Annotated in this window: 20 protein-coding genes; 7 read left to right on the plus strand and 13 right to left on the minus strand. The window is 44.2% G+C overall.

What is annotated here, in order from left to right; translation table 11 throughout:
• Nucleotides 1-18: 18 nt before the first annotated feature.
• Complete coding sequence (acs, locus tag M8998_RS09595) at nucleotides 19-1935, minus strand: acetate--CoA ligase (RefSeq protein WP_249992349.1); 1917 nt, start codon at nucleotides 1933-1935, stop codon at nucleotides 19-21.
• A 169-nt stretch (nucleotides 1936-2104) separates the two neighbouring features.
• Between acs and M8998_RS09600 the strand changes: the two genes are divergently transcribed.
• On the plus strand, nucleotides 2105-2977 hold the full coding sequence (locus tag M8998_RS09600) for a UbiA prenyltransferase family protein (protein WP_249992350.1): 873 nt from the start codon (nucleotides 2105-2107) through the stop codon (nucleotides 2975-2977).
• A gap of 7 nt (nucleotides 2978-2984) precedes the next feature.
• Here the strand turns inward: M8998_RS09600 and M8998_RS09605 are convergent, their stop codons facing one another.
• The 4 genes from M8998_RS09605 to M8998_RS09620 form a co-directional block, all read right to left on the minus strand.
• On the minus strand, nucleotides 2985-3308 hold the full coding sequence (locus M8998_RS09605; RefSeq protein ID WP_249992439.1) for a transcriptional repressor: 324 nt from the start codon (nucleotides 3306-3308) through the stop codon (nucleotides 2985-2987).
• Nucleotides 3309-3450: 142 nt separating this feature from the next.
• Nucleotides 3451-4383 carry a siderophore ABC transporter substrate-binding protein gene (locus tag M8998_RS09610; protein ID WP_249992351.1) on the minus strand — a complete coding sequence of 311 codons (933 nt, stop codon included), beginning with the start codon at nucleotides 4381-4383 and terminating at the stop codon, nucleotides 3451-3453.
• A 16-nt stretch (nucleotides 4384-4399) separates the two neighbouring features.
• Nucleotides 4400-5653: a DUF4374 domain-containing protein gene (locus M8998_RS09615; RefSeq protein WP_249992352.1), complete on the minus strand. Its 1254-nt coding sequence runs from the start codon at nucleotides 5651-5653 to the stop codon at nucleotides 4400-4402.
• Between the two features lie 26 nt (nucleotides 5654-5679).
• Nucleotides 5680-8085, minus strand: coding sequence for a TonB-dependent receptor domain-containing protein (locus M8998_RS09620; protein ID WP_249992353.1), 2406 nt, complete (start codon nucleotides 8083-8085; stop codon nucleotides 5680-5682).
• A gap of 135 nt (nucleotides 8086-8220) precedes the next feature.
• On the opposite strand from M8998_RS09620, the gene M8998_RS09625 reads away from it, so the two are divergent.
• Nucleotides 8221-9219, plus strand: coding sequence for a helix-turn-helix transcriptional regulator (locus M8998_RS09625; RefSeq protein WP_249992354.1), 999 nt, complete (start codon nucleotides 8221-8223; stop codon nucleotides 9217-9219).
• A gap of 41 nt (nucleotides 9220-9260) precedes the next feature.
• Here M8998_RS09625 and M8998_RS09630 read toward each other — a convergent pair whose 3' ends face one another.
• The 8 genes from M8998_RS09630 to M8998_RS09665 are packed head-to-tail and all read right to left on the minus strand — an operon-like array spanning nucleotide 9261 to nucleotide 16650.
• Nucleotides 9261-9920, minus strand: a complete 660-nt coding sequence (locus tag M8998_RS09630) for a class I SAM-dependent methyltransferase (protein WP_249992355.1) — start codon at nucleotides 9918-9920, stop codon at nucleotides 9261-9263.
• Between the two features lie 16 nt (nucleotides 9921-9936).
• Nucleotides 9937-10746: a siderophore-interacting protein gene (locus M8998_RS09635; RefSeq protein ID WP_249992359.1), complete on the minus strand. Its 810-nt coding sequence runs from the start codon at nucleotides 10744-10746 to the stop codon at nucleotides 9937-9939.
• A gap of 2 nt (nucleotides 10747-10748) precedes the next feature.
• Nucleotides 10749-11690: a siderophore ABC transporter substrate-binding protein gene (locus M8998_RS09640; RefSeq protein ID WP_249992360.1), complete on the minus strand. Its 942-nt coding sequence runs from the start codon at nucleotides 11688-11690 to the stop codon at nucleotides 10749-10751.
• Nucleotides 11691-11692: 2 nt separating this feature from the next.
• Nucleotides 11693-12454, minus strand: a complete 762-nt coding sequence (locus M8998_RS09645; protein ID WP_249992361.1) for an iron ABC transporter ATP-binding protein — start codon at nucleotides 12452-12454, stop codon at nucleotides 11693-11695.
• Complete coding sequence (locus tag M8998_RS09650) at nucleotides 12451-13401, minus strand: iron chelate uptake ABC transporter family permease subunit (RefSeq protein ID WP_249992363.1); 951 nt, start codon at nucleotides 13399-13401, stop codon at nucleotides 12451-12453. The genes M8998_RS09645 and M8998_RS09650 overlap by 4 nt, the downstream gene beginning before the upstream one ends.
• Complete coding sequence (locus M8998_RS09655; protein ID WP_249992364.1) at nucleotides 13398-14372, minus strand: ABC transporter permease; 975 nt, start codon at nucleotides 14370-14372, stop codon at nucleotides 13398-13400. Before M8998_RS09655 ends, M8998_RS09650 begins: the two co-directional genes overlap by 4 nt.
• A gap of 40 nt (nucleotides 14373-14412) precedes the next feature.
• Nucleotides 14413-15459 carry a YncE family protein gene (locus M8998_RS09660; protein ID WP_249992365.1) on the minus strand — a complete coding sequence of 349 codons (1047 nt, stop codon included), beginning with the start codon at nucleotides 15457-15459 and terminating at the stop codon, nucleotides 14413-14415.
• Between the two features lie 27 nt (nucleotides 15460-15486).
• Nucleotides 15487-16650 carry an alpha/beta hydrolase gene (locus tag M8998_RS09665; RefSeq protein WP_249992366.1) on the minus strand — a complete coding sequence of 388 codons (1164 nt, stop codon included), beginning with the start codon at nucleotides 16648-16650 and terminating at the stop codon, nucleotides 15487-15489.
• Between the two features lie 201 nt (nucleotides 16651-16851).
• On the opposite strand from M8998_RS09665, the gene M8998_RS09670 reads away from it, so the two are divergent.
• The 5 genes from M8998_RS09670 (at nucleotide 16852) to M8998_RS09690 (ending at nucleotide 23133) form a co-directional block, all read left to right on the plus strand.
• Nucleotides 16852-19254 (plus strand): TonB-dependent receptor domain-containing protein, encoded by a 2403-nt coding sequence (locus M8998_RS09670; protein WP_249992367.1) that lies wholly within the window; start codon nucleotides 16852-16854, stop codon nucleotides 19252-19254.
• Nucleotides 19244-20491: a DUF4374 domain-containing protein gene (locus tag M8998_RS09675; RefSeq protein ID WP_249992368.1), complete on the plus strand. Its 1248-nt coding sequence runs from the start codon at nucleotides 19244-19246 to the stop codon at nucleotides 20489-20491. The genes M8998_RS09670 and M8998_RS09675 overlap by 11 nt, the downstream gene beginning before the upstream one ends.
• A 173-nt stretch (nucleotides 20492-20664) precedes the next feature.
• A complete protein-coding gene (locus tag M8998_RS09680) occupies nucleotides 20665-21219 on the plus strand; it encodes an RNA polymerase sigma factor (RefSeq protein ID WP_249992370.1) in 555 nt (184 codons plus the stop codon).
• Nucleotides 21209-22054, plus strand: coding sequence for a hypothetical protein (locus M8998_RS09685; RefSeq protein WP_249992371.1), 846 nt, complete (start codon nucleotides 21209-21211; stop codon nucleotides 22052-22054). The genes M8998_RS09680 and M8998_RS09685 overlap by 11 nt, the downstream gene beginning before the upstream one ends.
• 11 nt (nucleotides 22055-22065) lie before the next feature.
• Nucleotides 22066-23133 (plus strand): DUF4097 family beta strand repeat-containing protein, encoded by a 1068-nt coding sequence (locus M8998_RS09690; protein ID WP_249992372.1) that lies wholly within the window; start codon nucleotides 22066-22068, stop codon nucleotides 23131-23133.
• Nucleotides 23134-23135 lie beyond the last annotated feature (2 nt).

Below are 23135 nucleotides of genomic sequence, written 5' to 3' on the forward strand. Positions count from 1 at the left end.
TTTCTTATGTATATGACGTTACTTTTTCAGCGCTTCGGCTCCCTCCACAATTTTGTCTACCACGGAAGGGTCTAGCAAGGTCGAGGTGTCACCAAAACTGGAGGTATCCCCCTCGGCAATCTTACGCAAAATTCTACGCATGATCTTGCCTGAACGGGTCTTTGGCAAATCGTCGACAAACTGAATCACATCTGGCTTAGCTATCGCTCCGATCAGGCGTGTCACGGTCTGCAAGATATTCTTTTTCGTACCCTCTTCGTCACCACGACGGTTCGCGATCACGTACGCATAGATCCCCTGCCCTTTTACCGGATGTGGATACCCAACAATGGCAGATTCCACTACATCGGAGTGCATATTGATCGCGTTTTCAACTTCTGCCGTGCCAATACGATGGCCTGACACATTTAGCACATCATCCACACGTCCTGTGATGCGGTAATACCCATCTTTATTGCGATAACATCCATCACCTGTGAAATACATGTCTTCATAGGTGGAGAAATAGGTCTTTTTACATCGCTCATGATCTCCCCATGTAGTACGAAGCATGCCTGGCCATGGAAATTTAATACACAGATTTCCGGTCACATCGTTCTCTTGAATTTCTTTCCCATTTTCATCCATCAAGCAAGGCTGTACACCCGGGAGTGGCAACATAGCATAGCCTGGGATGGTAGGTGATACCCCAGCGATCGGCGCGATCAGAATGCCCCCGTTCTCGGTTTGCCACCAGGTATCTGCAATTGGAGCTTTACCTCCACCAATTTTTTCGCTAAACCAATTCCAGGCTTCTTCATTGATGGGTTCACCCACAGATCCTAATTTTCGGATACTGCTCAGATCTTTATCATCCACATACTCATCTCCAAGCGCCATCAATGAGCGAATGGCCGTAGGTGCTGTGTATAGGATATTTACCTTATGCTTTTCTACAATATCCCAAAAACGTCCGGCATCCGGATAGGTCGGTATTCCTTCAAACATCAATGAAGTAGCCCCTTGTGATAGTGGCCCGTACACGATATAGGAGTGCCCGGTGATCCAGCCGATATCGGCAGTACAGAAATAAACTTCATCCGGCTGATATTGAAACACGTTGGAGAACGTGTACCCTGTATATACCATATAACCCGCTGTCGTATGTACCACTCCCTTTGGAGTGCCGGTAGAACCGGAGGTGTACAGGATAAACAAGGGGTCTTCCGAATCCATTTCCTCTGCCGGGAAGGCTAGATTTCCTTGGGTCTCTACTTTAGAGATTTCGTCTTCCCACCATACGTCGCGTCCTTTAATCATGGATACCGGAGTCCGCGATCTGGTGAGTACAATCACGCGTTCTACCGATTTACATTGCACCAAGGCATCATCCACAATGTTTTTCAACTCTAATACCTTATTACCTCTAAATCCACCATCGGAAGTAATGACCAGTTTACACGCTGCATCGTTGATCCGATCGGCTATAGATGTCGCCGAAAATCCACCAAACACGACTGAATGTATCGCTCCAATACGCGCACAGGCTAAAGTGGCTATGGCCAACTCAGGCACCATAGGTAGGTAAATACATACCCGGTCTCCTTTTTTGATGTTGTTATTTTTGAGGACGTGCGCAAATTGCTCTACTTTCGCTAACAGCTGCTTATAGGTGAGCACACGATGTGCCTCTTGTGGATCGTTCGGCTCCCAAATAATAGCCGGCTTGTCGCCATTATTATAGATGTGCCTGTCCAGGCAATTTTCGGTGATATTTAATTTAGCTCCTTCGAACCATCGGATATCTGGCTCCTTAAAGTTCCAGCTGAGCACATTAGACCATTTTCTTTTCCAAAAGAAATGTTCTGCAACCTCTCCCCAGAATGCCTCTGGATCGGAAACACTTTTTTCGTAAGCCGTTTGATAGGCTTCAAAGGTATTAATTTGGAAACTCATCTCTCTCAAGTATTGTATTAGGTTTATAGACTACGTTGCATTTATTTTTTCCAGCCAATTCGTTATTTGATTAGCTTAAACACACGCAACTTTAACTAATTTAGCTTTTATATCATCAAAACCCAACTTTTACAAGAATGTTTAAACAAGTTTTTTACATCCTGCATTAATGAAGCTTATTATTCACCTATTTCGGATACTGGTATTCTCTAATGGCCTCATTGCGTTAGCCAGTATAACGCAAAGCACCTTGACATACTTGATTCTAGATCTCCGAATTAACCCGCTTATACTAATTATTGAGGGATGTTCGACCATAGCCTTGTATAATATGAGTCTGTTTTATGCCAAACCCGCAAATCCAGCAGCTTCTCGTTTTGCACGTACCAGATGGTTCTTTGGGCATCAGCAAGCAATGGGCATCATTACTGCTTTTGCATGCTTATTACTCGCATACAGCCTATTTCACATCCATTGGTACACTGTTTTCTACCTGGGTTTTATAGGTGTACTTAGCCTATTATATAATATCCCATTTCTCCGGCTCGGAAAGCATACGGGTGGATTGCGGCAGATCCCGGGACTAAAGCTATTTCACATTGCCCTCGTATGGTCTTTAAGTACCGTCGGATTGCCGGTTGTGGAGGCCTGGGCAGAAGGTATGCCTATCGATTGGACAGCAGCAAACTTCCTCGGCATCATAAAAGTACTATTTCTGATGGTATGCACGCTTCCTTTTGACGTTCGGGATATCAAACAAGATTCCTACTACAACTTGAAAACTGTGCCGACTATGATCGGTAAACAGAGGTCGATTCAACTGAATTATGTATTGATCGTATGCCATACCGCACTCATTGCGGTAGCTCCCTACGCTTTGCCAATCAAATTTGGCCTGTGGATGACCAACTTGTTTATCTTTTATTTATTGCGGCGGTTTATTTTTGTGACACAGCAAGAGCATTATCACGCGGTATATTTACTGGACCTGGCACTAATTGTACAATTTGTATGTGTCGCATTGGCGATCTATTTCCAATAGTTGGGACTTACAAAAAGAAAGTCTGATCAATACTATAAAATGCTTGATTAATCTCGTCATAAAACTTGTATGCAACACCATTTCGGCATAAGATATTCAAGGTATTGTATACCGTTGAGATGCTGATCTTCTTGGTTTTCGAAATTTTTAACCATAGTTGCTCTGCGGTCGTACGCTCGGAATGAGAAAGCAGTTCCTCGATAACGATCTTTCGCTGCTTGTTGACGATGAAATGATCATTAACCAGGGTTTGATACACTTGTGTGGTCAACGTTTCCTGGGATGATTCCCTGACATTTTCTTGCTGTAGATCTGTCTCGATTATTTTCATCAAGCTCCTCCTATTTTATGGGCTCCTTTACTGTATTAAAGATAACGAATGAATGGCGCAAACAGTATAGCCCGATTTTAAATAAACAGAAGATCAGGCCTCAAAAATAGAAACCTAATCTCTGCTTTAGATGCCTGCTAGTTTAAAAGCTAATTTGATAAAGCTGTGTTCCCACTTCCGATATCATTTTATCTACAGATGTTAGTCCGCCACCAGAGGTGTACCAGACATTTCCACTGAGTTCAATGATTTTATTCGCTTGGTAAGCCTTGCTATTTTTAATCTCTTGGCTCAGTAATTCGTCTTTATCCTTCTTTTCACCTCCTACTGCAGAATCTCTGTCAATTAAAAACAAATAATCAGCAGCAGCTTTGGTGATCAACTGATCATCTTCTTTGAATCGATGGCCGGTATGCGTTGCGTCATTCAGTGGCATGGCTTGTCGGATTCCCAATACATCATGGATAAAGCCAAACCGGGATTGCGTACCATATGCCGTATGGCCACCACGCACATGGAGGACAATAATACCTGTTTTTTCATCGGTAGCCGATTTCTCCCGAACAGCATCACGCTTATTGCGTAATGTCGTCAGCTTTTTTTCCGCCAGATCTTCCCTGCCATAGATAGCCGCTATCTTCTGTACATTTCCTTCAAAAGTAGCCCAATAATCCTTACTATCTACGCCAAGAAAAAGTGTTGGAGCAATCATTGATAAAGAGTCGTAAGAATCAGACTGCCTGCCAGAAATGATGATTAAATCCGGTGAAAGTGCCGCGATCGCTTGGATATTCGGGCCTTTAATGCCACCGACTTTCGCATATTTATCCTGTTTAAATTCGGAGAGGTAATCCGGCACGCTGTTGGGCACACCAGCGACAGGTATGCCAAGCTCATGAAACGTCTCCAACGTTCCCAAGTCAAAAATAACCACTTTAGCGGCTCCGACCGGAACTTCCGTATTGCCCTTGCTGTGGCTAATCGTAACATTTTTAGGCTTTTGTTGAGCCATCCCGGGTTGAAGCAAGCACAGCAAACCAGCAATTAGAATTAAGGTATTTATCGTGTTTTTCATAGATGTAGGGTATTATTTATTTTGCCAGTTTACCAATAGCCGTGATCTCATCTGCATTCACTACTAATCCTTTACTTGCTTGCCCTGTTGCCGCATCTACGATATAAATAGCGGGCTTTTCATTCGTTTCTGAAACAGGGATATATAGTTTCCCTCCTTCAGATATGGGTAAGCCAAATCGTGGATTTCCATTGAAATCAGGTAATCCTCCAACCCATTGAAAAGACTTCGTCACGACATTTACCAAAGCCAAGGCATTGGGTTGTGCCGGGCCTGTTTGTGCTGTACTACCCGGTCTTACGTAAGCCAAGGCAAACCAGTCATCGTGGACATGGTAAACACGTTGGAAAATGAGATTTGCGGCTTGGTCGCGTAGGTTATAGAAATAGTCTGGATCGAAAGTAGACTGCCCTGATCGGATACGGATCACACCGGCAGGCTTAGTAGAATTAGCATCGTTGGCCGGAGAGAATACATAAACATTGCCCTTACCATCCTCGGCGATAGATGAATAATACTGAGAGCGGAATCTACCTGATGCATATCCCAAGCGATTATCGCGGTAAATGCGCTTTACATTTAGATCCGCATCCAATGCCGCTATCCAAACCGAATCTGGGTAGGCCGTTGCTGAAGTACTTAGCTGTCCACTCGCATTTCTAGCTAATCTAGCAGGAACTATCGCCGTTAAAAACTCTTGGCTTCCAAATGGCACTACGCCAGATAATGTACCGTACTCTCCATTTCCCGTCAGATTGGTGGTGGATTTAGTAACCGTTCTTACCGAGTTGTTATTCTCTGGGTTGATAAAGTTAAACGTAGAAAATAAGGCATTGGGATTATCTTGCGATTGCACAGATCCAACTATCGTCAACACTTGATTTTGGAAGGGACCGTACGTGGTGAATCGAGATATAATCTGAAAATCCGATCCTTTACGGATGATGTTTCCTGTTGGCCCTAGCGTGACGCCGATACCTAATCCCGGATCTCCTTGTTGGTAGCGTAAACCAATTCCGGTACTTGGGTTCGGAAATACCCAAGCGGTGTAAGGCTCTGTTTCCAAACCTTGTCCCACCACAGAAGCTTCTCCTGCAGTTACATCGGGTACTGCTAAAAGATAACTACCATTTCCACTATTGGCGGCTACGAAAAACTCGACGTCGTTGGAATCTCTGTCTGAAAGATTGTTATTATCAGAACATGATGCGGCAAGAATACCGATGGCCGTCCAGGCCAGCATACTTGATTTTGTAAATTTAAGGTTCATTTCTATCGATATTATATGTTAATGGATTAATTATTTTGTGCAAAGAAGTATCGGACTTTCACATGGAATTGGCGTCCCGGTTTCTGCATACTAAAGTTGTCATACAGCCGCTGATCGGTGATGTTTCTCGCTTCAAAGGCGATATTATACTTTCCTCCCTGCATAGAATAGGTAGCGGTAAAGTCGTGAGACAGCTGTTTGGCAACGACATCTTTTTCACCGGATGCTCCCAAACTTTCCCAGCGTAAATAGAAGGGGTGTACATAATTGAGGATATAGCCTAATGTTAGCACATCCCGCTTTTTGAATGGATTGTGTATGAAGTATTCTATCTCTCCATTTCCAAAAAGGTAAGGCTGGTTCGGCACGCGATCGCCTCGATGTGGATTTGGCTGCGTGGAGGAAGCCGACACAAATGGTTCGCGGTCACGAATATCTTGCACAGTGAAAGCACCGCCTATGTGCAGTATCTGCCGGTAGTAGTAACGACCTTCGAAGTTCAATCCGAAATTTTGTACCAATCCATGATTCATGTTCATGATCGTACCATACCTAGCGTTTATTTCGCGTCGTATGAAGTCATCTACCTTGCGATACATACCGCTTACATCAAGATAAACAGCGTGGTCTTCATTGAAGTCTTGTTGGTAGATAAATCCAAGATTCAAATTCATACTTTTTTCTGGACGTAATCCGGCGTTGCCGGTTTCCAAGACCTCATCACCAAACAACTCCACATCGGTAGGCATCCGCAATGCCCTTTCGGCGGATGCCTTCACTTGCCAGTGGTTCAAAAAATAAGTTGCTGCTACTCCATAACCGGTATTGTTCGCTTGCGAGGTGCGTCGCTCATATACCGTACTGCCCGGTACTTCCGACACATTCATAGAGCCAGTTACGCGCTGCAAGTAATGCTTCCCGAATGCAGTAGCTACAAGTTTGTTATTCCAGTTATATTTATAGGAGACGCCCAGTGTATTTTTCAGATTGCTAGATCGTGTGTCTTCATTGGTTGTTTCGTCGATCACCCGATTCGGGTCTGCATTACTTCTGCTGTAGGTACTAACGACATTATTTAACGCAACGCTATGTCTGTCCGAAAGGTCATAGGCTAGATTAAGACTCGAATTCGCATTTCTATTGTAAAATTCTGCCAGTGTAGCGTTTCCTTCTCCTATCCGGCCTCCATTTAATAGTTGCCGTTCGCCGTACCAATTGTATTGGTAGCGCGAGGTATCCACATTCTGATTGTAGTTTTTATTATAGTTGGCGGTAAGGCGTATATCCAGGTCATCCAACAAGAAATCACGCTTGGCATAAGTAAGCGCTGGCATTACGGTATTCCCTCTTCGATGCCTTTCGCCGTAGGCGATTTGCATGAGGTAGGCGTTTTGGATTTCTGCATATTCTTGTCCTACAGTAGCAGATAACAAAAACTGATCGGCCCAAGACACATTCATAAAGCCAATTTTACCGATAATCGTTTCGTTGTGGTAAGTATCGTTGAACCGTCTTACCCATACGCTATCTGCCGAAAAATTATTGTTTTGAATATCCATCACGCGCGTGTAGACTCGGTAATTATTATCCGAATAATTCTGGAATGCATTCAATTGCATGGTAAATCCGTGTTTATTGGTATATCCAAAATTCACATTGGTACGATGCGTATTAAAGGATCCATAAGAATACGATGCATCCAGAAAGGTTTTATTTCTCGTATTGGTAATGATATTTATGGCACCTCCCAAGGCATCGGCTCCGAGTTCTATCGGCACTACTCCCTTATAGATTTCGATACGCTCTGCGAGATTGATGGGGATATTGTTGAGTTGAAAAGCTGTTCCCATGCCTTCCATTGGTATACCATCCATAAATATTTTGATATGCCTACCGGTAAATCCATTGAGATTAATTGCCGTATTGGAACCTAAGCCTCCACTCTGCCTAACCTTTACGCCAGAAGCGCGATTCAAAAGATCCGACAATTCCAAAGAGCTGTTGTGAAAGCGCTTTGCATCCAACGCAGTCACGTTGAATGGACTTTCCCGCACTTCTTGAATAGCAGACTTGCCTGTTACATGTACATGTTCGATGTCGGAAAGCTTATCGCTAAGCGTCATCGTTAGACGGCCATGTTTTGCAGGAATAGGTATTGTCTGATTATAATCCTCAAAACCCATCGCAGACACGCTCACCTTGTACCGACCCGCCGGTAACGGTCCGCTGGTAAATAAGCCACGTTCATCGGTGTAAAGCTTCTGGCGGCTTCCCTCTATCGTTACTGTTGCGGATGGTATAGGTTGACCCTGAGTATCCAGCACCACACCGTGAATATGTCGGTTGGTTTGGGCAGATAATTCTGCAAATGTCGTGCAGACAAATAGTACATAGATAATAAATTTAAGAGGTCTGGTAAGTCGTTGATACATTTTTTTAAGCGATTTCGTGCTAATCTACTTTTTATTAAGATTTATTCTAAATAGATTTGTGGCGCAAATTTATCCTCTTACAAGTCATAAGCAACGATGTAATCAGGAATATTTTAGATGAAAAAGAAGGAATAGATGGAAATAGCCGTGCAAAGTGTGTCCCCGACAGGTATAGATGTCGTCAATAAATCGGCAAACATTTCCGCAAGCTTTTTAGATGTGGAAGACCTGGAAAGAGTGAATATGGCAGAAGGCGTACGTGATCTGAATCGGATAACCTCATTATCCGATATTTGTATCACTTACGTACACATAGATTCGGATAGGGATATCGATTTTGAAATTGGCGTCGATTCGCCGACCATTACGATGAATTTTTTTTTATCGGCTGCATCGCTACTGCAATGGTCGGGGATTGAACGACCTGTGCAATATCATGTTCAGACACATAATGTATTCTATTTCCCGAAAACAACCTATTACAATCGCTGGTTAAAGGGGGTTGGACATGAACTGTTCTCGATAAACTTAAGTGCGAACTACATCAGGAAGTATTTTCCAGAAGAAAAAATCTTTGCTCAATTTATGCAGGCGATTGAGCTGCATTTGCCATCAAGTCTTTGCCCAAAAGCATTACCCATTACGCAGCAGATGCTGGATATCGTATACAGCTTAATTCAACAGCGCTCAGACCCATTAATGAGGCGACTGCATATCGAAACACAAGTGTTTGAGCTTCTGCTGTTGCAGTTCCAACAGTACAATCAATTGGTTGGTCATCAATATGCCTCATTTATCACTAAAAAACTACGAGATAAAATCGTACATGCTAAAGATATTGTCGACAAAAACCTCCATAATCCCATGGGTCTTATAGCACTTTCAAAGATGGTAGGCACCAATGAATATTATTTAAAAAAAGGCTTTAAAGAATTGTTTGGTACGAGTGTATTCCATTACATTACCTCCCATCGTATGGAACACGCCAAGCAATTACTGTTACGGGAAGGATGTAATGTAAATGAAACCGCTTTCTTACTGGGGTATAAAGATGCGACCAACTTTACAGCCACGTTCAAGCGATATTTTGGGTATACGCCTAAAAAATTGATGCTAGAAAAAAGAGGATATTAATAAAATCTGCGACCCATAAAGTCGCAGATGCGCTGTTTCGTTTACCGATGTTGTAGCAGGGCAATATAATACACCCGATCTACCAGATCCCCTACCTTGCTGCGTACCTGCTCTGCTCGCGTTTGCATTTCTACCAAGCGCCAAGGCGTATGGCTCAGCACCGCTTCCAGATCCGACGGTTCGTACAATGTAAAACCATACTGGGTGAAAGGCAAGGTCTTCATAAAAGTCTTGCTGGCAAAGGTAATGGCCAATACGGCTTCCTGTTGTGCCACACGAGCCAATTCCAAGAGCATTGCCGTTGGATCGGCCCAGAAATAAAGCGTATTCACCGTGAAAATCTTATGAAACGATTGATCTGCATAAGGAAGTGCCTGCCCATCATAACAGTCGAAACAAACGGGATGTTGCTTGATCAGTTCGGCATTGATTCTTTTGGCTTCGGCTTGCATCGTTTGGGAGATATCTACGCCTACGTAGCTTAAGCCAGAGGCAGCCTGAAGAAGATTCTCGAGATGACCACCATTACCATACCCCAACTCCAGCACCTGATCACCATCTGCCAGATGTAACGCTTCTAGCGTTTGCAGGGTCATATTCCTATTGGTCTCGTTCATGTTGTCGCCAATCTGCACACCATGCCGACCATCTGGGCATCGCAATTGTGCTGCAATGCCCTGTAATTCTTCTTCTGTTGCCATGTTACTTCTTGCTATCTTATGTATTTTCCTCCCGACGATCCTGAGCAGACTTGTCTTCGGCCGTACCCGCTTTCCAATACGAAAATGCGTAAAACGACTTATTGTCCCAGCCCAACGTATGCTTAAAATGCGCGCGAATTTGCTTCACACTTTGGTATTCGCAAGCTACATATCCAAAACTTTCTTTTCCTTCGGGTATGTCGGCTTCCAGTACCTTTTGATACAGTGTGCTTCCTTTTTCTGGATGCGCATTGAATACCCAGTCGATACTAAACCCCGGATGACTAAAATCGGCTTGCACATCATCCGCACTGTGTACCTCTACAATGCAGTGTCCTTTCGCTTCTGGAGGTAAACTTTCCAAAATGACATGGAGCACCGGAATGGCAGTGGCATCGCCGACTAAAAGATACCAATCGGCTGTTGGATACAGTTGGGTTTCTTTGATCTTCATCGCTACACCCAGCTCATCACCTTTTTCTGCACGTCGCGCCCAGGAGGAAGCAGGCCCAGCATCACCATGATCCACAAACTCCAATATAATCCGATTGTTTTCGGTATCGATCGCGCGATGCGTATACGTCCGAATGATTGGTCTTTCATGTTCCGCGGGCAGAATCCACTCGCTATTGGCATCATCCCACACGGCTAATTTCACAGCCTTTTGACCGGATGGCGGGATCATTATTTTATTGTTTGCACCTAAACTACAAGGCGCAAATGCTTGCGCTCCTTCGCCTTCCAACGTAACTCGAATGTAGTGCGGTGTCACATATTCTTTTGCCCAAACCCGAAATACGTGTTTAGCAATTACTGGTCGCTCCATATTTATCCTTTTTTCAGTACGTTCAGCGCTTCATCAATCATCATATTAGTGGAAGTAATCCCACCGCCTGACAAATACCAAACTTGTGGATTCAAATAAATGATATGACCCTTTTTATAGGCCTTCGTTTGCTGAATTAACTTGTTTTCAATCTCACTTTTATCTGCTCCTTTTCCTTTTACAGCCTCGTTGCGGTCTACAATAAATAGGTAATCGGGATCGGTTTCTACGATAAATTCATTCGATACCTTCTGCCCATGTGTGGCTTCTTCCAATTGATTTACTGCTGGCTTTACGCCTAACTCCGCGTGGATAAAACCAAATCGTGAACCGGCACCATATACGCTGAACCGACCATTGTTGTGCATAGCGATCAAAGCATTTTGGGCATTATCTTTCAGCTGTTCCTGTGCCTGTTTCAATTTCTCTTTCGTAGCGGCAACCTTTTCTTTCACGGCTTCTTCTTTTCCTATCAGCTTACCCAATAGCACCGAATTGTCCTCGAAAGATTTCATATAGTTATTGTTATCAATATCGACAAACACGGTCGGCGCGATCTTGATAAATTCGTCATAAAAACGCTCCTGTCTTGGAGAAATGATGATCAGATCAGGCGCTAGGCTGTTGATCTTTTCAAAATTAGGCTCCATCAAGCCGCCGGCGTCCTCAATTTGCGCATCCTCCTTTAGTGCCGCCAAATGATCTGGCGTGTAGTTTTTGGGGATAGCGACAGGCTTTACGCCCAGCTCATTCAACGTTTCTAGGGACCCGAAATCAAATACAACAATCTTTGTTGGTTGTCCGTAGATCGTGGTATTGCCTAGTTTATGGCTGATTACGGTAGAATCTGAAGACGTATTTTCGCCTGATGAACCCGTATTATTGCAGCTCACGATCGTCAATACGAAACAAGCTATGGTGGTCAATTTTAAAAAATTTTTCATGTTTATAGGTTGAAATAATTACAAATGTTCTTTCCGTTTTTAGTAATAATATCGAAATCTATGTCGAAGACTTCCTTTAATGTTTCGGCTTGCACGACCTGATGTGTCTCATCGTGGTATGCGATTTTTCCGTCTTTCATGGCGATGATATAATCGGAATATTGCGATGCAAAATTAATTTCATGGGTCACAATCACGACCGTTTTCCCTAATTCATCCACCAATCGTCGCAAGGTTTTCATAATGAGTACAGCATGTTTCATATCCAAGTTGTTGAGCGGTTCATCCAGCAAGATGTAGTCAGTATCCTGGGCGATAATCATGGCGATAAAAGCGCGCTGTCGCTGCCCGCCACTCAGTTCGTCGATATAACTATCGACCATATCTTCCAGTTGCGCAAAGTGAATCGCTTTATCAATCTGAGCCTGATCTTCCTCCGTTAAACGCCCTTTGGAATAGGGAAATCGGCCGAAAGCCACCAAATCTCTTACGGTAAGCCGGAGGTCAATGTGGTTTGACTGCCGTAGGATGGACAAATGCTTTGCTAAATCTTCGCTTTTATAGGTGTTGATAGGTTTTTCGTCGAGATACACCGTACCCTGATCGGCATCCAGCAGACGGCTAATAATAGAAAGCAAGGTACTTTTACCGGCTCCATTAGGACCGATTAACGAGGTAATCTTTCCTTTAGGCAAGCTACAGGAAATCGTATCCAGCACCAGGCGGTTACCATATGCTTTTGTGATTTGTTCGAAACGGATCATAGTGCTTTCCTTGTCTTAAGCATCAAATACATAAAATAGAGTCCCCCTACAAAATTGACCACAATACTGACCGTCGTAGAGAAGTTGAAGATGTGCTCTACCAGAAACTGCCCCAGTAGTAATGCTACACAAGCTATGCCACTACAAAGCCACACCATATAGCGGTGTCTTCTGGTTTGGAATAATTCGTAGGTGAGATTAGTCACTAAAATCCCCAGAAAGGTAACCGGGCCGACCAGCGCGGTAGATACTGATACCAAAAGGGAGATCAGCAACATATAAATCTTTACCAATTTATGATAGTTCAGGCCGAGATTCACCGCGTGCTCACGCCCTAGCGCCAGCACATCCAAATATTTCAGGTAGCGCTGGCCAAAGAGCAGTGCTCCAAGTAATGTTGCGCCAGCGATGAGTAGCAGGTCGGTGTTGATCTTATTAAAAGAGACAAACATAAATCCCTGGATCACCGAGAACTCATTGGGATCTATTACGATCTGCAAAAATTGTCCGAATGTCTGAAACAAGGCACCTAGCACAAGACCCAACAACAACAAATGATAGATATTTTGCTTGCCTTTCCCAAAGATCAATACGTACATCAGAAATGAAAAAGCCATCATCAGCAACACGGCATAGAAAAAATTATCCTGATGCGTAATCACCTGAAAAGTCTTATCGCCATATATAAAGACAATAACCGTTTGGAATAAGATGAATACCGATTCGTAGCCCATAATCGCTGGGGTGAGAATCTTATTATTCGTAATCGTCTGAAAGATTAAAGAAGAATAGGCCACACTGACTCCTACTAGTAAGATGGTAGCCAGGCGTATCGCGCGACGAGGGATGACGTAATCTAGATTCGGCCCCGTGTTGTAGAGCATGAAGAGCGCCATTATAGCCCCTAACAGCAATACTATGGTGATTATTTTGTTGCGCTGTTTCATCGATTTCTTCTTAGAATTAAAAATAAAAAGATGACTCCGCCGATCACGCCTACCATTAAGCCAATCGGTATTTCATACGGGTAGATAATAGTACGCCCCAAAATATCGCAGAATAGCAGAAAAACCGCACCTGCGAGGGCGGTCATGGGCAGCGTACGACGCAGGTTGTCGCCCATGATCATGCTAACCATATTTGGAACGATAAGACCTAGAAATGGAATTGCTCCAGCAGTGACCACACTTACGCTCACTGTGAGCGATACAGCGAATAAGCCTAAATTAACTACCGCGCCGTAGGAAATCCCTAAATTCTTGGCAAAACTTGCTCCCATCCCCACGATGGTGAAGCGGTCGGCATAGGTATATGCCAACACCACTGCCGGCAAGATCAAATAAATAGATTCATACTGTCCCTGCAACACGGAAGAAAAATCCCCAATCATCCATTCCTGCACATTTTGTACAATGCCATGCTTAAAGGCAAAGAAAGTCGATATCGCGGCCAAAATGTTGCCAAACATGATTCCCACGAGCGGGATAAAAACCGAGCTGCGAAAACGCACCCGACGCACCATCACCATAAACAAGAGGCTGGCGGCCAAGGTAAAAACCAACGCTGCTATCGTCTTCGCGCCCATAGAAGCCTGTGGAATCAGCAAAATACTGAACAGAATCCCCATCTTCGCTGCTTCCAAAGATCCTGCGGTAGTCGGTGAAACAAACTTGTTTTGAGAGAGCTGCTGCATAATAAAGCCGGCCACACTCAAACCTGCCCCCGTGAGTACTAAAGCAATTGCTCTAGGTATGCGCGCGATAGTAAATACCAGGAGCTGATCCGGTGTCATGGCAAAGACATCGCGCATGGCGATGTCTTTTACACCCGTAAATAGGGAGATCCAAACCAGTGCGAGCAGGGCTATGATGGCGCCTGCATACACGATAGGAATAGGGAGTTTTCTTGTTGTATCCAATACTGCGTGCTACGTGATGCTATGGTACAAATAGTGTTTTTTATTTAATTTTCGTCAGCGTATCGCCATTGGTATCTGCCGGAGGTGTTGGCTGGCCTTCGACCGGACGAGCACCTTTCGTTTTGTTGACGACAAATGCCACACCGGTTTTAGGATTTACACGCACGTGATTGGGATGTGACCCTGTTGGTAGATCTGCCAATACTTCATAAGATTTCCCATCGATCACCGTAGTAGTACCTGTCTGTCTGTTGGCAGAATACACACGATTGGTTTTCTTATCGTAGGTAATACCAATAGCACCTGCTCCGGTAGGAATGCTTTTCAAGAGATTTCCAGTTTTAGCATCTAACACGGTAACAGTACCTGATTTTTGATTGGCGATAAACAGGCGATCGTCAGCAGCAACTAGGTTGACCGGTGATTCGCCGCCAGAAGGATAGCTTTTCTCTACCTTTCCACTTTTAATATCGATTACCGCTACTTCATTGGTACCCATATTGGTCGCAAAAAGCTTGTCCTTTTTCTTATTAAAAGCTAAGGCCGTCGTAGTTTTCCCTGTATTAGCAATGGTGCGTACCACTTGATTGGTCTTTCCATCTATTACCCAGATATCACTTGGATCTCCTACGTTAGTGACGTAAATCCTATTGTTATCTTCGTCGACCAGTACCTCACGGGTGTGCGATTTATCGCCTCCGGCATTGAAGGTCGCCAATACTTTTTTAGATTTCAAATCGACCGCGCTTACCGAATTTGTTCTCGTATTCGTGGTGTATACGACTTGAGTTTTGTTGTTGATGCCCAAACCAAACGGCGGATTATCTTTCATGGAAATGCTATCCACGATAGCTAGCGATTCTGGATCGATTTTGTAAAGGGCGCCACCGGGATTCGATCTTGAGCCAGCGCTGGATACGTAAATATGTCCATCAGCTTGGTTGATGACTGCTTCGTAAATACCCGTCCCGGCTGGAGCAGACTTATCTACCTGTTGTGCCAATACACCTTGCGCAGCACCGAATAACCCTAGCGCGATCACTAGGCGTGCAGCATTTTTTTGCTGCTTGTTGATATGTATATTCATGTTTCGAAAAATTGATAAAATGCTTTATTAAGATGCAGCTTCTTTGTCCGATATTCGGGACATCCACCAGCTATAAAAGTGCGGAAAGGCTTTCTGCCAGTACCAGGCGCCGTGTCTTCCATCAGGTTCGATCACCACCTGTACTTTATTCCGGCCACTGTCATACATCATCTTGGTTATTCTTTCGATATCGTCATGCATGCGTACCCGACTGCCATCTGGCTTAATCCGATTCTCATTTCCCCCACCGTAGATGTAGAAGTCCGGTTTTGCAGCATCTTTTCGTACAGGAATTTGCTTTATTGCCTGATCAACATTTCCTTCATCCAGCCAAATGGATGGAGACATCACGCTTACCACACCAAACACCTCCGGGTGCAGTAGACCTGCATAAAAGGTAAGCAGGCCACCAACGGAACTTCCGGCCATAGCGGTGTGTTCACGATCTGCCTTTGTACGATAGTGCTGATCGACAAATGGCTTTAGTACTTTTACCATATCAGACAAGTAGGCCTCGCCCAATGGTTTCGGGAATGAAGTTGTTGGGCGAACGAAATATTCATTTTGCCGTTGCTGGATATCTTCGGCATGCGCAACAGCCACCACAATGGCCTTGTGCTCGGCCTCATCAATCGCTTCATCCACACGCCACTCCAACGGACCTATCCGCCCTTTCGATGTGGCTTCATCAAAAAGGTCTTGCCCATCGTGCATATAAATAACGGGATAGCTTTGTAGTGAGTCATTATATCCTTCGGGCAAATAAATCCACACCCGACGGTGTACATCTAATGTTGGAAAGTAAAATGCGCTATCCAAAACACAAACTTGTGGGCTAGCCGTAGAGATCGGAAAATCGTCTCGCCAACCATCGATTTGTGCATTTACCGCTGTGTCGCCTTGCACAATCACTTTAATTGGTCCTTCCAGATTACCTTTTGCGGTCGAAGCCAATGTTTCCCAATTGCCCCGTGTAAATTTATATTCCAAAAGTCCTTTGGGAACCGAAGGAATGGTAATCTCAATGGAGTCGCCGTATTTGGGAATAGCACCGATTAAGATGTCCGCTGGTTTCCAGCTATTAAAGGAACCAGTGATAAAGAAATCTTCGCCAATATGCGCCGATTGATCACGATTATGTATCGTTATGCATACATCATAAACCTCTTGCGCCATCGCCCATTTTGCCATTAAGATTATTGTTAAGCATACTAGCCAAGACCTCGTTTTCATAGTATTATTAGTAGCGTCTCCTTTGAAACCGCCGCTAATTTAGACAAATTCTAAACAAATACCAATTATCACCAGGATATAGTGTTTACAACAGGCTAAAACCTTTGATTTTATTAAGATTTAATCTAATTTAGCGACAAATATTATTTCTGCCGCTACATGAGCACAAAATTTACCTTCTTCCTATCTATCCTATTTTGCTGTATTTCCTCTTCTTATGCGCAGCAGAATTCGGATGTATATGGTCTGGTAAGGAATGGAGAAGGTATCGCTTTATCGGGTATTTCTGTTACGTTAGAACAGCAGCGAATAAGTACAGATTCCTTAGGCCGTTTCCGATTTCAACACATTACATCCGGTGCAAAAGCGCTTCGTCTGTCTGGCATTGGCTACCAAACCTATCAGGACACGGTACATAAAGAGGTAAATGTCTCGCTCGTTTTAGATATCATCCTTTCTCAAGACAATACCCAGATCGCAGAAGTACAGGTAGTCGGGCAATCGGATACCGAGCGCGCGCGTCGCCAGGCGATTCGAGCGGTGGTCGTTGATACGCGTGCCATTGCAGAGCAACCAGTTACGTTGGCCGAGCTTATTAATCGTTCGCCGGGCGTACGTATACGCCAGAGCGGCGGACTAGGTAATGCCGTTGATGTATCCGTAAATGGTTTTCAAGGCCGAGCGGTTCGCTATTTCAAAGATGGCGTGCCCCTAAATTATCTGGCAGGCGGATATGGCATTCATAATATCCCGGTGAATTCGCTGGAACGCGTGGAAGTATATAAAGGCGTGTTGCCGATTTCTCTTGGTGCAGATGCTTTGGGTGGCGCCGTTAATCTGGTGACCAAAGGTTTGCCAGTAGGCGATCAAGTCGATGCGAGTTATGAAATAGCGTCATTTAATACACATCGCTTTGCCGTCAATGCGTCTACCCGAAAAAAGAATGGTTTTTACACCGGTTTAGAGGCTTTTTATAATTATTCCGACAATAATTACCATGCCTCTGTGATGGTGCCTGATCCCAACACCGGCAATCCTAGGGAGCAATCGGTGGAGCTATTTCACAATGCCTATCGAGGCGTATATGGAGAAGCTTTCGTAGGTGTAAAGGATAAGCCTTGGGCCAAAGATTTACGATTCAGCTTAGCCTATTTTGATGTGGAAAGACAACAACAACATCCTGTGTTGATGACTTCGCCCTACGGCGCTGTCTTGGCTAAGCAATCTTCGATCGTTCCAACACTCCGTTATACGGGCAGTTTCTTTGATGATCGGTTAACTGTTGAACAATTTGCGGTTGCCAACACCTTACAATTTAATACTATTGACACCCTGCAAGGGCGCTACGATTGGTTTGGCAACTTCACCCCTACACCCGGCAGTATAGGAGAGAGCGGCCGTCCGTCTTTGTCCGACATTCGCATACAGCAGATCACCTCACGTACGACGTTGAGTTGGCGGTGGAATGCCAACAACACTGTGTCCGCAAATTATACGGTAACTGGCAGCAAACGTACAGGCGAAGATCCATTAGGCCCTCGCTTTGCCGACTCAGACATCGATGTGCTTTCGGCACGCACCCGCTTTGGCAAGCAAGTTCTGGGATTAGACTGGTCTGGAAAGGCTGGCGATCGTTGGTCGTATTCCATCATGGGTAAATGGTACCGTTATCACTCCCTGGGCACAGAAGCTTGGGCAAATCGTCCGATTTCGGAGAATGAAGAAATTGCCGTTTCTAACAGTTACTTCGGCGCAGGTGGATCGTTAAAATATGCATGGGATACCGATAGAAATATACGTTTCTCGACGGAGTATGCCTATCGTATTCCGGAGATTGACGAGGTGTTTGGCGATGCTGTTTGGACAGTTCCGAACTTCGACCTCAATCCAGAACGCAGCCTAAACTTTAATCTGGGTACCCGCAATAGATTCCGTAACCTCCATTATGAGGTCAACACTTTTTATCGACGTACCCGCGGATTAATTCTGTTGGTGCCGGTATTAGCACCCTACGCTCAGTTTAAAAACATCAACAATGTAGAAGGTTACGGTGTAGAATTGGACTTAGCACACCCGATAAATTCCTTTCTGGATGTTAGAGGAAATGCTACTTGGCAAAGCCTTCGGCTGATGGGTTTTGATTTACCTAGCGACCAATGGCGCAACGGCACACGCCTGCAAAACACGCCATATTTCTTTGCCAACCTCGGGTTGAATGCACATATTAACGGCGTAGGCAAGGCGGATAACAGACTAGATCTCTATTTGAATTACAATTTTGTCCGGGAGTTTTATCTGGAAACCATTCCTCGCCAAGCCGAACCTGGAGGCTTCTTAGGCTTATCCGGTACTGCAAGCGTCGCATCAGATCTCATTATTCCGAATCAAAATCTATTGAGCGGTGGCCTGAGCTACCGCCTAAAACAAGATAAATACCGCATCAGTATGGAGGTCAAAAACATGCTTGATGCGCGACTTTACGACTATTTCCGGGTACAGCGTGCCGGACGTAGCTTTCACTTGAAATTCACCTATCAACTATTCAATGCATATGAAAACTAGATTTATATTTCAGGCACTTGCACTCTCCTTATTTGGATTTTCTGCTTGTTCGGACGATGCACCCAATCCTAGTAACGAAGGGGAAAGCGTATACCTTATCCAGACCATGAGTGAGGTTACACAGTTAAAACCAGGCTTTATGAGTAGCTATTTCGATTTCCCTTCGGGAACCATTGTCAACAGCACGCAGCCTACCGCGCGCCAAGGGCAAGCCAATGAAGGATGGCGCACGTACAATGGCCAAGTGTATAAAATGTTTAATGCTAGTTTCGAACGCGGTATTCATAAATTGAATATTACCTCACAAGGCGTAATCTCCTATGGCGCATCGATCCTCACCGGCAACACCATCAACGGTTCTGGAAATTTTGTGATCGAAAACGACAATAAAGGCTATTATTGGGATGGCAACGAGCCCTGGGCAATTCAGACATTCAACCCAGCATCTGTACAACGAACAGGCAAAATCGAGGAAGATTTTGAAGCCAGATTGCGAAGAGAAGATAGTCGCATCACCTTTCAAGGAATCGGACAACACTTTTTAGCCATCAAAGGAGGCAAATTATATGCCGACGTGGTGTATAGCAGCGGTGCAGGTATGGCGCGAGGCATGTTCAATGATGTATTTAATGATATTTCTATCGCAGTAATTGATTTGGCAACGCAGAAATATGAGAAAACCATCACCATCCCGAATACGCAATCCATTGCCTTCATCAATGACAACGAAATGTATTCTTTCGACACCAACGGTGATTTATACATCCTATGCCAAGGTGGTCCCGGCGCATTAGGTGGTCGCTCGAAAATAGCGCGTATTAAAGCGGCAGAATCAGTCATCGACTCCAATTGGGAGTTGAAATACGCTGACCTTTATCCGGCAGACCAAGGTAAATTCACCAGTTTGTTAGCAAAAAATGGCAAACTGATTGTTTTTGCTAATTCAGTGCCATTATCGCTAACACCGAATAACATCAACACCGGAGAAATCTGGAAATACCATGTAGTAGACATTAATTCCAAAGCAATCACCGCTGTCGAAGGCACAGAATTATCCACTAACTCTGGGGGTGCTTATGCCGCATTTGAATTGGATGGCAAGGTAATTCTACGTGTGAACGCACCTTCCAAAACAGGCGTAACGGGTTACTACGAGTTAAATGGTACGCAAGCAACACAGATTATCCATGTGTCCGACGGTCATGTTGCCGGCTTTACTAAAGCAAGCGTGCAGTAGATCGTATACCCTACAAAGCAATCATCCTTTCTGCATTTTAGATTAAAAAAGCCGCCCAATGGGTGGCTTTTTTAATCTAAACAAGTTTTTTATAATAATTTGCAACATTATGAGATCAGCGGCGACTATAAGATAGTAACGAACATGAAAGACAACACTTGTAAATCGATAGCGTGAAAGCTGGTTGGACTGATAAAGAGTTAATAGACTTATGTCTGGCTGGTAAAGACAGCGGATATACATGGCTGTATGAACGGTATGCTACATCGATCTATAACTCGATCTATCGACTCGTGAATAATATGGCAGAAGCAGAAGATCTGTTGCAAGAGGTATTTGTCAATGTATTCTCCAATGTCAACCGATTGGTCGAATTGGATAGTTTTGAGGCCTGGACAAAGCGAATTGCGATCAACAAAAGTATATCACATCTGCGAAAACGCCGTGTGTACTTTACAGATATTGATAGCATCAAAGGAGGAGAAATTCCTCAGATAGAGGAAGACAATGCTTGGCAGCAAAGTCGTGTAGAAGATATAGAAAAAGCAATAGAACAGCTGCCTGATACGGCAAGAACCATCGTGAACCTTTTTCTCTTCGAGGACATGTCTCAGGAGGAAATTGGAGAAATAGTAGGACTATCGCACACGGCAGTACGCAGTCAGTACCACCGGGCGAAAAGTAAAATAGCACAAATGATAAAGGAGAAAGGGTGTTATGGAAGATAAACTGAAGAAATTTGTGAGCGAGAATAGAGGGGCTTTTGACAACAAACAACCTTCTCCGCTCGTATGGGATCGGATTAAACAAGAATTACCGAAGACCGAACCAATAGTAGCTGTAAAACAAATGCGCTCAAAACGTATTTGGTATGCCGCAGCAGCATCTATCGTAGCGTTTTTGACGGTAGGTGGATTGGTATGGAGGCAGCTTAATATCGACGATCCGTTGGATAAAGAAGCTGTTCGTGTGGCACAGGTGACCGAACCTGCCGCTAAGGTGTCAGAACCTGTTAAAGTGGATCGGCCTAGAATGATCTTGCATCATGATCTCAGCGTTAATGCTGGTACAGGAGAAGGCAACAAAAAAACAGCCTCACTTGTAGCCGATAAAGGAAATAAAGAGAACGATTTTAACCGAAAAGATGCCGAAACGATGGATCCTTTTGAGAAATCGCTGGCTTTGCTCGACGACGAAAGTTCTGCGATGAACCGGATGGATGGCGTATTACAACTAGCAAGCTTAGATCAAATTCCGGATGCAGCTATGGTTAAAATCCAGCATCTCATGAATAACGACTCCAATGAGAATATCCGACTGGCCGCTTACGATCTATTTACGGAGTATGCATCGCTGGATCAGAAAGAGCAAGAGATACAAGACATCTTCTTACAGCAAAACGATCCGGCCATGCAAATGGAGTTGATGCAAGCCATGGTAAAAACAGACAGTTTACAGCTTAACGATGAAACCACGCGTAGACTGGAGACGATAGCACAGGATCCATTAGCGATTGATCTGGTGAAAGAACAGGCATACGCTGTATTAATGAAAAATTGGTAACACCACAAGATATGAAAACAACAACACAAATAATCTGCGCATTCGCGCTAGCTTTGACCGCAAATTGGGTATGGGCGCAAAACAATATTGAAACTGTAAAAGTAGTTCAAAATCAAGAAAAATCGTCGAAAAAGGACTTAAAAGAGTTCCGGTTTAAGAAAGCCAGCGGCAAACTGGAAATAGATGTCAACGTCATCACGGTGGAAGGTTACGACGGAAACGAAGTGGTTATCAAGACGCAAATCGAGTCGGATAAAGAAGATGCTCGCGCTGCCGGATTGCAATCGGTAAACAGTGCTGGTTTGCAAGATAACACCGGCATTGGCTTCAACCTCAGCGAAAGCGACGGCAAAAGCATATTACGTGTTGTCAACGCGCAAAAATTGGAACGTCTACATATTCAATTACCAAAAAATGTTGGATTGATCGTCAACGGCACGCAGAGTCGTTGGATGAGCGATAACAACATGTTTCTCACAGATCTATCGGGTGAGATAGAAATATCTAATATCATCGGCGACATTAAGTTAGATAACGTAAATGGACCGATGACGATAAAAACAGTACATGGAAATATCGAGGCCATTATGAAAAAGCCGGTTAAGGGTCCTGTTTCACTGGTTACTGTACAAGGATTTGTGGATTTGGCGATCCCGAAATCGATAGCCGCCAACGTTGATCTTCGCACGACGTATGGAGACATACTAGCGGCCGATGAACTGGAAATGAATATTCAGGCACCGAAACCATCCAAAAGCACCTTTACCGCGGTGGCCACCTACGTAGATACCGACGAGATTCAAAAATCTGTTGCAGATGCCTTAGCATCATCCTCCGGTGTGCGTGGCGACTCCCTTAGGGTTGAAGTTAGAGCCAAAGCCTTAGCGAAAGCCGCAGAAATAAAAGAGAAAACGAACGGCGCAACTAATCAACTTATAAATACCACAATCAACAAGGAAATCAATGCGTTTACCTTCGACATCGGTGGTAATCGCATCCAAAGCACTATCAATGGAGGAGGAGAAAATATAAGTCTACGTACCACCCATGGAAAAATCTATTTACGCACAACGGATTAAAT

Origin of the sequence: Sphingobacterium sp. lm-10 (assembly GCF_023554555.1) — a bacterium.
Taxonomy (GTDB): domain Bacteria; phylum Bacteroidota; class Bacteroidia; order Sphingobacteriales; family Sphingobacteriaceae; genus Sphingobacterium.